Source organism: Phenylobacterium sp. (assembly GCF_041916435.1).
Taxonomy (GTDB): Bacteria; Pseudomonadota; Alphaproteobacteria; order Caulobacterales; family Caulobacteraceae; genus Phenylobacterium.
In genome coordinates, this window is record NZ_JAYRZM010000001.1 from 668280 (window position 1) to 681491 (window position 13212).

The 13212-nt window shown below is 68.9% G+C and carries 12 protein-coding genes and 1 tRNA gene; 9 read left to right on the plus strand and 4 right to left on the minus strand.

Annotation, left to right across the window (positions count from 1 at the left end; genetic code table 11):
* Positions 1 to 4 precede the first annotated feature (4 nt).
* A complete protein-coding gene (locus ACE3TA_RS03300) occupies positions 5 to 568 on the plus strand; it encodes a hypothetical protein (protein ID WP_374570407.1) in 564 nt (187 codons plus the stop codon).
* Here the strand turns inward: ACE3TA_RS03300 and ACE3TA_RS03305 are convergent.
* Both ACE3TA_RS03305 and ACE3TA_RS03310 read right to left on the minus strand, forming a co-directional pair.
* Positions 565 to 819: a hypothetical protein gene (locus tag ACE3TA_RS03305; RefSeq protein WP_374570408.1), complete on the minus strand. Its 255-nt coding sequence runs from the start codon at positions 817 to 819 to the stop codon at positions 565 to 567. The genes ACE3TA_RS03300 and ACE3TA_RS03305 overlap by 4 nt on opposite strands.
* A 77-nt stretch (positions 820 to 896) precedes the next feature.
* Positions 897 to 1598 (minus strand): hypothetical protein, encoded by a 702-nt coding sequence (locus ACE3TA_RS03310; RefSeq protein WP_374570411.1) that lies wholly within the window; start codon positions 1596 to 1598, stop codon positions 897 to 899.
* 161 nt (positions 1599 to 1759) lie between these two features.
* On the opposite strand from ACE3TA_RS03310, the gene ACE3TA_RS03315 reads away from it, so the two are divergent.
* Complete coding sequence (locus ACE3TA_RS03315) at positions 1760 to 2227, plus strand: hypothetical protein (RefSeq protein WP_374570413.1); 468 nt, start codon at positions 1760 to 1762, stop codon at positions 2225 to 2227.
* The gene (locus ACE3TA_RS03320; protein ID WP_374570415.1) at positions 2224 to 3579 is read left to right on the plus strand and encodes a GAF domain-containing protein; all 1356 of its coding nucleotides are present in this window, start codon (positions 2224 to 2226) and stop codon (positions 3577 to 3579) included. Before ACE3TA_RS03315 ends, ACE3TA_RS03320 begins: the two co-directional genes overlap by 4 nt.
* On the opposite strand, the gene ACE3TA_RS03325 is transcribed toward ACE3TA_RS03320, so the two are convergent.
* The gene (locus tag ACE3TA_RS03325) at positions 3563 to 4228 is read right to left on the minus strand and encodes an HAD-IB family hydrolase (protein WP_374570417.1); all 666 of its coding nucleotides are present in this window, start codon (positions 4226 to 4228) and stop codon (positions 3563 to 3565) included. The genes ACE3TA_RS03320 and ACE3TA_RS03325 overlap by 17 nt on opposite strands.
* A 307-nt stretch (positions 4229 to 4535) precedes the next feature.
* Between ACE3TA_RS03325 and clpX the strand changes: the two genes are divergently transcribed.
* Positions 4536 to 5798, plus strand: a complete 1263-nt coding sequence (gene clpX / locus ACE3TA_RS03330) for an ATP-dependent Clp protease ATP-binding subunit ClpX (protein ID WP_374570419.1) — start codon at positions 4536 to 4538, stop codon at positions 5796 to 5798.
* Positions 5799 to 5862: 64 nt separating this feature from the next.
* On the opposite strand, the gene ACE3TA_RS03335 is transcribed toward clpX, so the two are convergent.
* Positions 5863 to 6861, minus strand: a complete 999-nt coding sequence (locus ACE3TA_RS03335) for a 2OG-Fe(II) oxygenase (RefSeq protein ID WP_374570421.1) — start codon at positions 6859 to 6861, stop codon at positions 5863 to 5865.
* Positions 6862 to 7150: 289 nt separating this feature from the next.
* On the opposite strand from ACE3TA_RS03335, the gene lon reads away from it, so the two are divergent.
* The 5 genes from lon (at position 7151) to ACE3TA_RS03360 (ending at position 13146) form a co-directional block, all read left to right on the plus strand.
* Complete coding sequence (gene lon, locus ACE3TA_RS03340) at positions 7151 to 9547, plus strand: endopeptidase La (RefSeq protein ID WP_374570423.1); 2397 nt, start codon at positions 7151 to 7153, stop codon at positions 9545 to 9547.
* A 160-nt stretch (positions 9548 to 9707) separates the two neighbouring features.
* Positions 9708 to 9983, plus strand: coding sequence for an HU family DNA-binding protein (locus ACE3TA_RS03345; RefSeq protein ID WP_374570425.1), 276 nt, complete (start codon positions 9708 to 9710; stop codon positions 9981 to 9983).
* Positions 9984 to 10097: 114 nt separating this feature from the next.
* Positions 10098 to 10174 (plus strand) — tRNA-Val (locus ACE3TA_RS03350).
* Between the two features lie 23 nt (positions 10175 to 10197).
* Positions 10198 to 11118, plus strand: coding sequence for an aldo/keto reductase (locus ACE3TA_RS03355; RefSeq protein WP_374570427.1), 921 nt, complete (start codon positions 10198 to 10200; stop codon positions 11116 to 11118).
* Positions 11119 to 11220: 102 nt separating this feature from the next.
* The gene (locus ACE3TA_RS03360; RefSeq protein ID WP_374570429.1) at positions 11221 to 13146 is read left to right on the plus strand and encodes a flavin-containing monooxygenase; all 1926 of its coding nucleotides are present in this window, start codon (positions 11221 to 11223) and stop codon (positions 13144 to 13146) included.
* The last annotated feature ends 66 nt before the right edge of the window (positions 13147 to 13212 follow it).

Genomic DNA, 13212 nt, shown 5'->3' on the forward strand with positions numbered 1-13212 from the left:
GGCCATGAGCGGCGCCGGCCACGCCTTGATGGTCGGCGCCACGGGCATGCTCGCGCCGGCCGCGCGTGAGCTGGCGGGGCGGGGCTGGCGCGTCAGCGTGCTCGCCCGCCGCGCCTCGGCCTTCGCCAGCCATGAGCCGGTCAGCGGCTACGATTGCGACTATTACGATGAAGCCTCCTTCCGGGCGGCGCTGGCCAGGGCCGTGGCCCGGGACGGTCCGGTCGGGCTCGCGGTCGCCTGGTTCCATGATGTGAAGCTCGCCGCCGCCCGGCGTCTGGCCGAGGCGGTGGGCGAGCCGGGCGCGCCCGGGCGCTACATCCAGGTGTTGGGCTCGGCCGTGGCCGATCCGGCTCGCCCGGACCGGCTGGCGACCGCGGCGGCTGTGGCCGAGGGGCTGGACGGGCGCCTGCTGCGCCAGGTGGTGCTGGGCTTCCGCGTCGAGGACGGCTGCGCGCGCTGGAACACCAACGCGGAAATCTCGGCCGGCGTGCTGGCGGCGATCGAATCCGACGCGCCGCTCGCCACCGTCGGCGTCACCAGTCCCTGGTCGATGCGGCCCGGCGGCTAGAGCCGCTCGCTCACCGCCGCGATCAGCGCGGCGCGCCCCGCCGCCTCGGTGACCTCCATTCGCACGAAGTCCGGATCGGCCGCGCCGCGCAGGTCGGCGAACAGGCCCGCGGGATCCTCGTGGAAGTGCAGGAACGCGCGGCCCTTTCGATAGAAGACCCCGCGCGAGGCCTCCTTCAGGCCGCCCAGCGCGCGGACCTGCGCCAACAGCGGCTCGAGCTGATCCAGGGCCTGGGCGCCGGCGTGCTTCATCCCATCCAACGAAAACGGAGTTCGGAACGGTCTGCGTTCCGAACTCCAGTCTAGGCCGAGGGACGGCGCCCGGCCAGTCAGGCGGCCAGGGCCAGGTCGCGGCCGAGCTCGGCGAATTCGCCGTCGCTGAGGGTCGGGCGCGCGGCCGCCTCCAGCACGGCGGCGAACGCCTCGGGCGGCGCCGAGGCCTTCACGCCGCCCAGCAGGGCCGCGCGCTCCTGGCGGTTCATCGCCGGGATCATCAGGCGCATGAAGCCCACGTTCTCCTCGGGCGAGAGCGTGGCGATGATGCTCATCTCGATCTCGGCCAGCTGTTCGTCGCTGAACAGCGCGCAGAGCAGCGGCCAGGTGACCGTCTCCTCCTCGTGCATGTGGACGAGGTCGTCGGCGACGAACGCCGAGAACGCCAGGTAGAGCTCGCGCATGCGCGCGGCCGCGGCGTGCGGAGCGGCCAGCGCCGCCGCGCCGATCAGGCGGTCGAGCTCGGCGAAGGCCGTGCGGTGATCGGCGTGCTGGCTTGAAAGCCGGGTCGCCGCCGCGGCGTTGCGTTCGGCCAGGGCCGGGTGGATGTGGGCTTCTTCATGGGCGAGGTGGGTTGCGGCCAGCGCCAGGTGCGCGGCGAGGTCGCCCAGCACCGCCTTCATCGCCTCTTCGTCGAGGGGATCGGCGCGGCCCAGCCGGATCATCAGGTCGGTGGCGGCCAGGCGGAGCCCCTTGTGGACGGGCCCGTAGATGTCCCACCGGCCGTGCGGCAGGCTCGTGGCGTTCGAATTGGTCATGGTGATCTCCCGATTGGCGCGGGCCGTCGTCGGCCGGCTTCGGGTCGAGGCTTCTAAGGTCGGCGAACGCCGTCAGCTTCCTAAATGGTTCCTAAGCGCACAGGCTGTTCCTAAGAGATTCCTATGCGGCTAGGGTCGCGCCGGATTCAATCGGTGCGGGCATGATCGACGATCGGCTGGGAGCCTTCATCGAAAGCTCGGTGATGATGGTGGTCGCCTCGCGGGGCGTCGACGGTCGCGCCGCGCTCGCCCGCGGCCTTGGCGCCCGGCGTGAGCCGGACGGCCGCCTGGGCGTCGTCACCTCCGAGACTCAGTGGCCGCGGGCGGTGACACACCTGGCGCCGGGCGCCGCCGTGGCCTTCACGGTGTGCCGTCCCACCGACTACGTCACCTATCAGATCAAGGGCGAGTTGGCCGACATCGCGCCGGCCGACGCGGCCGACCGCGACATGGCCGGCCGATACGTCGAGCGGATGACGGGCGTCCTGATGGGCCTGGGGGTCGGGCCCCGCCAGATCGCCTGCTGGCTGACGAGTGAAGGGCTGCTGCGCCTCACGCTTTCGCCTCGCATGGTTTTCCAGCAGACGCCGGGCCCCAGCGCCGGCGAGCCCATGGGGGCGGGCCGATGAGCGCCTCGCTGCGCGACATCCGAAACTGCTTCGAGGGCGTGATCCCCTCGATCATCGCGACGGTGGACGCCGACGGCCTGCCCAACGTCTCCTACCTGTCGCACGTGCACTTCGTGGACGACGAACACGTGGCGCTGTCCAACCAGTTCTTCTCGAAGACGGCGGCGAACGTCCGCACGACGGGCGGCGCGACGGTGCTGGTGGTCGACGCGCGCACAGGCGACCAGCACATGCTCGATCTGCGCTACGTGGGCGCGGTGGCCGAGGGCGAGCTCTTCCAGCGGATGGCCGCGCAGCTCGAGGCGGCCAGCTCCGAGCAGGGGATGGGCGAGGTGATGGCCCTGCGCAGCGCCGACCTCTACCGCGTCGTCGATCACTGGCCGGTGCCGAATCCTCAGGCGGCCGGCCCGACGCCATCGGAGCCGACCCGCCCGGACCGCCTGGCCGCCGCCGCCGACCTCGCGGCCGTGATCGCCGCCGAGCCCGACGCCGACGCCATGCTGGATCGGGCGCTGGACGGACTGGTCGAACTGTTCGGCTACGCCAACGCCATGGCCCTGACGCCCGATGAGACCGGCCGGAGGCTATTGACCCTGGCCAGCCGCGGCTACGCGACGGCGGGCGTCGGCTCGGAGGTCGAGGTGGGGCGGGGGGCCATCGGCATCGCGGCCCGGACGGGCCGTCCGGTGCGCTTCAGCGACATGAGCCGGGGGCGGCGCTTCAATGCGGCGGTCGCCGCCGAGCTGGACACCTCCCGGCTCATCCCCCTGCCGCGACTGGGCGAGGCCCAGAGCCAACTGGCGGTGCCGATGATCAGCCGCGAGCGCCTGTTCGGTGTGCTCTTCCTGGAATCGACGGAACGCTTCGCCTTCTCCCACGACGACGAGAACGCTCTGGTCCTGGTGGCCGGGCAGGTGGCCGCGGGGCTGCGGCTCCTGGAGCTGGAGGGGCGCGGTCCCGACGCCGCGCCGGCGGCGCGAGCGGCGGCGCGCGGCACGGGCGCGCCCTTCGGCGTGCGCCACTACAGCTTCGACGACAGCGTGTTCATCGACGGCGCCTATGTCATCAAGGGCGTGCCTGGCCGGCTGCTGTTCCACCTGCTGAGCGTCTATGTCGCCACCGGCCGGCGCGAATTCACGAACCGTGAGATCCGGCTGGAACAGAGCCTTCGCCTGCCGGACATCAAGGACAACCTGGAGACCCGGCTGATCCTGTTGCGCCGGCGCCTGGAGGAACGCGGCGCGCCGGTTCAGCTCCGCCGCCTGGGGCGCGGCCTGATCGGGCTGGAGGTGGTCGGGGCGCCGTCGCTGGAGACGGCCGAGGGGCCGGGGCGGCCTACGGCTTCTCCGTGAACACGCGGTAGCCCTTCTCCTCGGCGAGGGTGAGCATCTCGCGGTCGCCGCTGGTGTCGCCGTAGGCGGCCTTCAGGCGCAGGTCAGCGCCGAACACCTCGCGCAGGCGGCGCACCTTTTCCGCGGCGCGGCAATTCGCCCCATCGAAGCCGCCGGCCACGCGATCGTCGGCGTCGAAGGCGAGCTTGGTGGCGATCAGCGTGTGGGCGGCCAGGCCGCGCGCGAAGGGCGCCACCAGCACGTCCGGGGAGGCGGTGACGATGACGAGCTTGGCCTCGCGCGAGCGCCATTCGCGCCAGACCCGCAGGGCGTCGGGCCGCAGGAGGTCGCCCGAGGTGGTCTCGGCGAAGCGGCGCGCCTCCTCCTCCAGCGTCGCGCGGGGAACGCCCTTCAAGAACTCGCGCACGGCCGCGGCTTTCAGCCGCCCGCGGTTGCGGTCGAACAGATAGGCGAAGGCCGCCGGCGCAAGGCGTACAAGGCCGAGGGCGTAGCGCGCGCCGCCGGAGCGCCAGCGCAGGAAGGCCATGAAGCTGTCGCGGATCGTCAGGGTGCCGTCGAAATCGAAAGCCACCACGCCGCCCATCAGCGCCGGCTCGTTCACCTGACCGCCGCGCGCGTGAACGCCCCGCCGCAAGACGCGTCTGCCCATCACTATCCCCATCGCCCCCAGGCGGCCCCGTCCGCCGATCGCCCCGACCGACGCATCCCGAATTGGGGACGCAATCTTGTGCCGTATCGGCGCAACACCATCTATATCTCGGACGTGCCTGCCTGGCAGGCGCCACGAAATCACGCACCGAATGAGCGATCCAAGGGTTGTGATCGGGGCGTGGATCGAGGAATGTCAAGGATTAGACAACCTGCGGCGCGTATCCTGCATTGATGGGTTCAGGAACGCCTCGGGGGCGGGCCTGCGTCGGATCCCTCCGGCGTCGACCACAGAGTGAGAAACGACCATGACCAAGGCCGCGAGCGGGGATTCCAAGAGCACGCTGTATTGCTCCTTCTGCGGCAAGAGCCAGCATGAAGTCCGCAAGTTGATCGCCGGCCCGACCGTGTTCATCTGTGATGAATGCGTGGAGCTGTGCATGGACATCATTCGCGAGGAGCACAAGATCTCCTTCGTGAAGTCCAAGGACGGGGTGCCGACTCCCAAGGAGATCCGCGAAGTCCTCGACGATTACGTGATCGGGCAGGACCACGCCAAGAAGGTGCTCTCGGTCGCGGTGCACAATCACTACAAGCGCCTGAACCACGCGACGAAGAACAACGACGTTGAGCTGGGCAAGGCCAACATCCTGCTGATCGGCCCGACCGGCACCGGCAAGACGCTGCTGGCCCAGACGCTGGCCCGAATCATCGACGTGCCCTTCACCGTGGCCGACGCCACCACGCTGACCGAAGCCGGCTACGTGGGCGAGGATGTCGAGAACATCATTCTGAAGCTGCTGCAGGCCGCCGACTACAACGTCGAGCGCGCGCAGCGCGGCATCGTCTACATCGACGAAGTCGACAAGATCAGCCGCAAGTCGGACAACCCCTCGATCACCCGCGACGTGTCGGGCGAGGGCGTGCAGCAGGCGCTGCTGAAGATCATGGAAGGCACCGTCGCCTCCGTGCCGCCGCAGGGCGGGCGCAAGCATCCGCAGCAGGAATTCCTGCAGGTCGACACCACCAACATCCTGTTCATCTGCGGCGGCGCCTTCGCCGGCCTGGAGAAGATCATCTCCGCGCGCGGTCAGGGCACCTCGATCGGCTTCGGCGCCAAGGTGGCCGATCCGGACGAGCGGCGCACGGGCGAGGTGTTCCGCCAGGTGGAGCCGGACGACCTGCTGCGCTTCGGCCTGATCCCGGAATTCATCGGCCGTCTGCCGGTGATCGCCACCCTCGACGATCTCGACGAGACCGCCCTGGTGAAGATCCTCACCGAGCCGAAGAACGCCTTCATCAAGCAGTACCAGCGCCTGTTCGACATGGAGAACGTGGGGCTGACCTTCACTGACGACGCCCTGCGCGCCGTGGCCCGCAAGGCCATCGCCCGCAAGACCGGCGCGCGCGGTCTGCGCTCGATCCTCGAAGGCATCCTGCTCGACACGATGTACGAGCTGCCGACCTACGACGGCGTCGAGGAAGTGGTGGTCAACGCCGAGGTGGTGGACGGTCGCGCCCAGCCGCTGATCATCTACGCCGAGCGGCGCGACAAGGGCGGCGCGGCCTAAGCCTCGTCTCTCAACTGAACTTCGAGACGCCCGCGGCTCCGCCAGGACCGCGGGCGTTTTCGCATCAGGCCTTCACGCCGGTGAAGGTCTGGTTCTGGATCCACTGGGACAGTGTCCATTTCTCGCCGGTGATCGGCGGCACGCCGGCGTGCAGGGTGGCGCGGTCGGGCCGGCCCTCCAGGTCGACGTTGGCGAAGAACAGGGCGTCGCCCTTGGCCCCGCGGAACTTGACGCCCGCGCGCGGGAACTCGGTCTCGCCGCCGGTGAAGTCGTCGTTCAGATAGAGCAGGAACGTCACGATCCGCTGGCCCTCGTAGGGCGCGCCCGTGCGCACGTCGATCATCTCGCGCTTCTCCAGGAAGTCGAAGTGCGGGGCGATCTGCTCGCCGACCCGGTAGTGCAGCACCTGCGTCGGCTCGAAGCAGGCTTCCGGGATCTTCAGGGTCAGCGACATCTTCATCCGCACCAGCGAGATGACGACGTCGGTCGTGTGCACGTCCAGGAAGACGCCGCTGTTGGTGCGGCCCGGATGCGGCTCGTCCTGCTTGGTCTCTGGATTGTACATCATCGCCCGGCTCATCCGGTCGCGCACGGCGGTGATGATCCAGTCGCACACCTCCGGCGAGGCGAAGCCCTTGATCGAGCGGACCCGCGGCGCCTCGCAGACGGGAATGCGCTCGGCCGGCTGCATCCAGGCCAGGATGTCGATGTGGGCGCGCAGGTCGCGCCACGACGCGTCCGGCCCCGCGGCCGCGCCGAGGGCGCGAAGCTGGCCTTGGGCGCGCGGATCCCCGCGTTCGGCGCCGACGACCAGGAGGTCCAGCGCCTCGTTGAGCTCGCGCGGCAGGCCGATGCCTCCCGCCGACAGGGTGGCGGCCAGGCCGATGGCTTCCAGCGAGCCGGCGGCGGCCGCGCGTCGGACCCAGGCGGCGCCTTCCTCGGGCGCGAAGGCCGCGCCTTCGCCTGTGAGGAGAGCGCGGCCCAGGCGAAGCTGCGCCTGGGGATCGCCCTGTTCGGCCTCCCTGCGCGCGTCGGCGGCCAGGTCGCGGATGTCGGAAACCATGATGTCGCGGGCCTTTCACACGTCCGGGGCAGATTAGGACAGGCGCGCCGGCCTTCGCCAGGGCCGGCGGTCGCGCTCGCGGCGCCGGCGAACCGACGCGACGACGCTGCGCCGCAGCGAAACGGCTCGGCCGAGCTTGAACGCCCGCGCAAAACGTCCACATAAATGACCAACGAAGCCGTCGAAGCCCGGCGGACGGAACGCGCGACTCAGGCGCATCGTTTGAGTGACGGCGTTCCGAGGACCTGGTCTTTCGTGCGCGAGAGGCTGGTCAGGAGTGTGAAGCATCATGTCCGAGATTAAGACCCTACCGATTCTGCCCTTGCGCGACATTGTCGTGTTCCCGCACCAGCCGGTGCCGCTCTTCGTCGGACGCGACAAGTCGGTGCGCGCGCTCGAGGAGGCGATGCGCACCGAGGGCAAGGAAATCCTGCTGGCGACCCAGAAGGACAAGGACGACGACGATCCGGCCCCCGAGGCCATCTACGACGTCGGCGTCGTGGCCACCGTGCTGCAACTGCTCAAGCTGCCCGACGGCACCGTGAAGGTGCTGGTGGAGGGCAAGGCGCGCGCGGGCGTCGCGCGGTTCACCGACCGCGAGGAGTTCTATGAAGCCGAGATCGCCCTGATCTCGGAGGACGGCGGCGCGTCGGCCGAGGCCGAGGCGCTGTCGCGCGCGGTCGTCGAGCAGTTCGAAAACTATGTGAAGCTGAACAAGAAGGTCCCGCCCGAGGCGCTGGCCGCCATGCCGCAGGTGGACAACCCCGGCGAGCTGGCCGACCGCATCGCCTCGCACCTGTCGGTGAAGATCGGCGAGAAGCAGAACTTGCTCGAGATCTTCAACGTCGTGAAGCGCCTGGAGAAGGTCTACGCCCTGATGGAGGGCGAGATCAGCGTCATGCAGACCGAGAAGAAGATCCGGTCGCGCGTGAAGCGCCAGATGGAGAAGACCCAGCGCGAGTACTACCTGAACGAACAGATGAAGGCGATCCAGCGCGAGCTGGGCGAACAGGACGACGCGCGCGACGAACTGATCGAGCTCGAGAAGCGGATCAAGAAGACCAAGCTCTCCAAGGAGGCCCGGGCCAAGGCCGAGGCCGAGGTGAAGAAGCTGCGCAACATGAGCCCGATGTCGGCCGAATCCACGGTCGTGCGGAACTACCTGGACTGGCTGCTGTCGATCCCGTGGGGCAAGGCGCGCCAGAAGCCCATCGACCTGGTCAAGGCCGAGGCGATCCTGGAAGAGGATCACTACGGCCTGGAGAAGGTGAAGGAGCGCATCCTGGAGTATCTGGCCGTGCAGGCGCGCACCGGCTCGCTGAAGGGCCCGATCCTGTGCCTGGTCGGCCCGCCCGGGGTCGGCAAGACCTCGCTCGGCCGCTCGATCGCCAAGGCGACGGGCCGCGAGTTCGTGCGCGTGTCGCTGGGCGGCGTGCGTGACGAGGCCGAGATCCGCGGCCACCGGCGCACCTACATCGGCTCCATGCCCGGCAAGATCATCCAGTCGATGAAGAAGGCCAAGACGACCAACGCCTTCTTCCTCCTGGACGAGATCGACAAGATGGGCTCCGACTGGAGGGGCGATCCGTCCTCGGCCCTGCTGGAGGTGCTGGACCCGGCGCAGAACGGAACCTTCGCCGACCACTACCTGGAGGTCGACTACGATCTGTCGCAGGTGATGTTCGTCACCACGGCCAACAGCCTGAACATGCCCCAGCCGCTGCTGGACCGCATGGAGATCATCCGCATCCCCGGCTACACCGAGGACGAGAAGGTGGAGATCGCCAAGCGCCACGTGCTGCCGAGGCTGATGAAGGACCATGGCCTGTCGGCGAGCGAGTTCGTGGTGCCCGACCAGGCGATCCGCGACCTGATCCGCTACTACACGCGTGAGGCCGGCGTGCGCTCCCTGGAGCGCGAGCTGGGCAACCTGGCGCGCAAGACGGTGCGCGATCTAGCCCGCGAGAACGTCAAGTCGATCACCATCGACGACGAGCGGCTGGCCAAGTACGCCGGCGTTCGCCGGTTCCGCTACGGCGAGACCGACGAAGAGGATCAGGTGGGCATCATCACGGGCCTGGCCTGGACCGAATTCGGCGGCGACATCCTGACCATCGAGGCCGTCAAGATGCCGGGCAAGGGACGCATGTCCATCACCGGCAACCTGAAGGACGTGATGAAGGAGTCGATTTCGGCGGCGAACTCCTACGTGCGCAGCCGCGCGACCAAGTTCGGCATCCAACCGCCGGTGTTCGAGCGCACCGACGTGCACATCCACGTGCCGGACGGCGCCACGCCCAAGGACGGCCCCTCCGCGGGCGCGGCCATGGCCACGGCGATCGTCTCGGTGCTGACGGGCATCCCGATCCGCAAGGACATCGCCATGACCGGCGAGGTCACGCTGCGGGGCCGGGTGACCGCGATCGGCGGGCTGAAGGAAAAGCTCCTGGCGGCGCTGCGCTCCGGCGTGAAGACCGTGCTGATCCCGGAAGAGAACGAGAAGGACCTGGCCGACATCCCGGAAAACGTGAAGAAGGCCCTGGAAATCATTCCCGTCTCGACGATGGACGAGGTCCTGTCGCGGGCCCTCACCAGCCAGCCCGAGCCCATCGAATGGACCGAGCCCGAACCGTCCGCACGCGTCACAGCCGAGGACGATGGGGTGGAGTCCGTCGTCACGCACTAAATTGGGCACTTATCTACGTTAAATTTGGCGGCGCGGGGCGTTTCCCGCGCCGCTGTCGTTTGACGCGAACCGCGAAGCTCGCATAATCGCGCGAAGCGAAGCAGCGTCGTCAAAGGCGAGGCGCGACGCCATTTGCCAAAATGGGCTGGAGATACAACAAATGACCAAGGCCGAACTCGTGACGGCGATCGCCGACAAGGCGGGCCTCAACAAGGCGCAGGCGAAGGATGCGTTGGAAGCGTTCATCGACTCCGTCACGGCGTCGCTGAAAGCGGGGCAGGAAGTGCGGCTTGTCGGTTTCGGCAGTTTCGTGCCGGTGAAGCGCGCGGCCGGCACCGCGCGCAATCCGCGCACGGGTGAAACCGTGAAGCGGCCTGCGTCCTCCACGGCGCGTTTCCGCGTCGGCGAGGGCCTGAAGGGCGCGCTGAACAGCTAAGGCTTTCGAGCTCAGCGACACAGCTATCTTGGAAAGGGCGGTCGTCTCCGCGGCGGCCGCCCTTCTTCATGGGCGCTCCCCGCGGGCGCGAAATGCACTATGACGTGGCCCGACGGGCGGCTAGCTCAGCTGGTCAGAGCACCTGGTTTACACCCAGGGGGTCGGGGGTTCGAACCCCTCGCCGCCCACCACTTGCTCCACGCGGACGATTTCCATGCGCTATAGGCCGCTCGGCGCCACGGGACTTGCGGTCTCCGAGATCGGCTTCGGGGCGGCGAGTTACTGGGGGCTGAGGCGCTTCGACGAGGCCAGGGCCCTGTCCCTCGTCCACGCCGCCCTGGACGGCGGGATCACCTTCTTCGACACCGGCGCGGCCTATTCGCGGGGCGAGGCCGAGCCGCGCCTGGGGCGGGCGCTGAAGGGCAGGGCGACGGACGACCTGGTGGTCGCCACCAAGGCCGGCACGCGGCACGCCGGCGGGCGCACCGTGCGCGACTTCTCGCCCGCGGCCGTCGTCGCCAGCGCCGAGGCCAGCTTGAAGCGTCTGGGGCTGGAGCGGCTGGCGCTCCTGCAGCTGCATGGTCCGGCCGCGGTCGAACTCACCGACGATCTGCTCGAAGCGCTGGAGCGCCTGCGCGAGCGCGGCCTGGTGCGCGCCTTCGGCGTCAACAGCTTCGATCCGGCCGTGATCGAGCACGTGATCGGCCTGCCGACGTTCGACGCGGTGATGATCGACTACAACGTCCTGCGCCCCGAGCGCGAGCCGCTGATCGCCAGGGCCGCCGCGGCGGGGAAGGGGGTGCTCGCCGGCATGGCCCTGGCCATGGGCCATCCGGGCCGCCAGGCTCTGAGGCTGCGCGGGCCGCAGGACGTCTGGTATGCGCTGAGGGCCCTGAAGAACCATCGCGCCGACATCGGCCGGGGCGCACGCTTCTCCTTCCTGGAGCAGACCCCCGGCATGACCGGGGCCCAGGCGGCGCTGGCCTTCGTCTTGGCCAATCCGCACGTGGCCTGCGCGGTCACCGGCACCACGCGCCTGGCGCACCTTGAAGCCAACATGGCCGCCTCGGGGCTGGTCCTGCCTGACGAGGTCATGGCGCGCGTGCGGCAGGTTCAGGCGGGCCTCTCGTCCTGACGCCACGGAACCGCGCGGCTTTGTGTTCGGGCGAGACTTCCGTGATCCCGCGAGACGCGTATTCTGCTCCGCATAACAACGATAACTTAGGCAGGAAGCTCCATGACCCAGGTCCAGGCCACCCTCGACGAGGCGCTCGAGGCCGCCCACTTGCCCGCGCTTGTGATGAGCCTCGTCCACCTGAGCGGCGATGACCGCTACCTGCGCCCGGAGTGGCGGCCGCAATACGACCCGCTGGACCGCAACCAGATCGGCGTGAGCGCTGAGGAGCAGGCCAATATCCGCGCCGAGGCGCGCAAGCTGCTGCAGGCCTACCTGGACGGCGAGATCAAGCCTAAGGCCGACCTGCCGCTCGACCTCCTGCGCAAGATGATCGACTTCTTCATCGGCGCCGAGATTCCGGCGGGTTACAGCGACTTCCTGACCGACGAGCTGGCCATCACGGGGGCCAGTTCCAAGGACCCGCAGTTCGACGCGCCGAAGATCAGGGCCGCCGCCGGGCAGATGAAGGTGCTGGTGGTCGGCGCCGGCATGTCGGGCCTGCTCTCCGGCATCCGCCTCGCCCAGGCGGGCGTGCCGTTCGAGATCATCGAGAAGAACCCCGAGGTCGGCGGCACCTGGTACGAGAACACCTATCCGGGCTGCCGGGTCGACAGCTCCAACCACATGTACTCCTACTCGTTCGAGCCGAACCACATGTGGCCGCAGCACTTCTCCACCCAGCCGGTGCTGCTGGACTACTTCCGCGGCGTGGCCGACCGATACGATCTGCGCAAGCGCATCCGCTTCGAGACCACGGTCGTCGACATGGCCTGGGACGAGACGGCCATGGTCTGGAAGGTGCGCCTGAAGACCGGGGACGGCCGCGAGGAGGTGGTCGAGGCCAACGCCGTGATCACCGCCGTCGGCCAGCTCAACCGGCCGAAGATCCCCGACATCAAGGGCCGCGACAGTTTCGAGGGGATCGCCTTCCACTCGGCCGAATGGCGCCACGACGTCGACCTGACCGGCAAGCGGGTGGCGGTGATCGGCACCGGCGCCAGCGCCTTCCAGTTCGTGCCGGAGATCGCGCCGAAGGTGGCCGAGCTGACCGTGTTCCAGCGCACGCCGCCCTGGGCGTTCCCGGCCGAGCACTACCACGAGAACGTGCCGGAGGGCGTCAAGTGGCTGCTCGAGCACGCACCCATGTACGACAAGTGGTACCGCTTCTACCTGTTCTGGATGGCCACCGACGGGTTCCTGCCGGCGGTGAAGGCCGATCCGGGCTGGAACGGGCCGTCCAATGCGGTGGGGGCCGACAACGCCATGTTCGGCGAGATGCTGGCCCAGGCGCTGGCCGCCCAGGCCCAGGACCGCCCTGATCTGGTGGAGAAGATCGTTCCCCGCTACCCGCTGGGCGGCAAGCGCGCCCTGTTCGACAACGGCGTGTGGATCAAGGCGCTGAAGCGCGACAACGTCGAGCTGACCACTTCCAGGATCGTGGAGATCACGCCCAAGGGCGTCGTCACCGAGGACGGCGCGACCCACGAGGTCGACGTGATCATCTACGCCACCGGCTTCCACGCCAGCCGCTTCCTGTGGCCGATGAAGATCAAGGGGCGTGGCGGCAAGGACCTGCACGAGACCTGGGCGGGCGAGCCCCGCGCCTATCTGGGCATGACCGCGCCCGGGTTCCCGAACCTCTTCATGATCTACGGGCCCAACACCAACATCGTGGTCAACGGCTCGATCATCTTCTTCTCGGAGTGCAGCGTCCGCTACATCGTCGGCTGCCTGAAGCTCCTGGCCGAGACGGGCGCGGCGGCGCTGGAGCCGAAGCAGGCCGTGCACGACGCCTTCAACCGGAAGGTCGACGAGGGCAACAGGCTGATGGCCTGGGGCGCGCCGCAGGTGACCAGTTGGTACAAGAACGAGGCCGGCCGGGTGACCCAGAACTGGCCCTTCGCCCTGGTCGACTACTGGCGCGCCACGCTGAAGCCCAATCCCGACGACTTCATCCTCGAACGCAAGCCGGAGCTGGTCGCCTGAGGCCGGGGCGGCTTTGATGGCGGTCAAGGCCGCTGGGCGGTCTTGCGATGAGAATGGGCCTCACGG

What these genes read in the sequence shown, in the direction of transcription:
- ACE3TA_RS03345 (WP_374570425.1), top strand. Translation starts at nt 9,708, where the DNA reads ATGACCAAGGCCGAACTCGTGACGGCGATCGCCGACAAGGCGGGCCTC.
- ACE3TA_RS03310 (WP_374570411.1), bottom strand. Translation starts at nt 1,598, where the DNA reads ATGACCAATTCGAACGCCACGAGCCTGCCGCACGGCCGGTGGGACATC.
- ACE3TA_RS03315 (WP_374570413.1), top strand. Translation starts at nt 1,760, where the DNA reads ATGATCGACGATCGGCTGGGAGCCTTCATCGAAAGCTCGGTGATGATG.
- clpX (WP_374570419.1), top strand. Translation starts at nt 4,536, where the DNA reads ATGACCAAGGCCGCGAGCGGGGATTCCAAGAGCACGCTGTATTGCTCC.
- ACE3TA_RS03305 (WP_374570408.1), bottom strand. Translation starts at nt 819, where the DNA reads ATGAAGCACGCCGGCGCCCAGGCCCTGGATCAGCTCGAGCCGCTGTTG.
- ACE3TA_RS03355 (WP_374570427.1), top strand. Translation starts at nt 10,198, where the DNA reads ATGCGCTATAGGCCGCTCGGCGCCACGGGACTTGCGGTCTCCGAGATC.
- lon (WP_374570423.1), top strand. Translation starts at nt 7,151, where the DNA reads ATGTCCGAGATTAAGACCCTACCGATTCTGCCCTTGCGCGACATTGTC.
- ACE3TA_RS03300 (WP_374570407.1), top strand. Translation starts at nt 5, where the DNA reads ATGAGCGGCGCCGGCCACGCCTTGATGGTCGGCGCCACGGGCATGCTC.
- ACE3TA_RS03335 (WP_374570421.1), bottom strand. Translation starts at nt 6,861, where the DNA reads ATGGTTTCCGACATCCGCGACCTGGCCGCCGACGCGCGCAGGGAGGCC.
- ACE3TA_RS03325 (WP_374570417.1), bottom strand. Translation starts at nt 4,228, where the DNA reads ATGGGCAGACGCGTCTTGCGGCGGGGCGTTCACGCGCGCGGCGGTCAG.
- ACE3TA_RS03320 (WP_374570415.1), top strand. Translation starts at nt 2,224, where the DNA reads ATGAGCGCCTCGCTGCGCGACATCCGAAACTGCTTCGAGGGCGTGATC.
- ACE3TA_RS03360 (WP_374570429.1), top strand. Translation starts at nt 11,221, where the DNA reads ATGACCCAGGTCCAGGCCACCCTCGACGAGGCGCTCGAGGCCGCCCAC.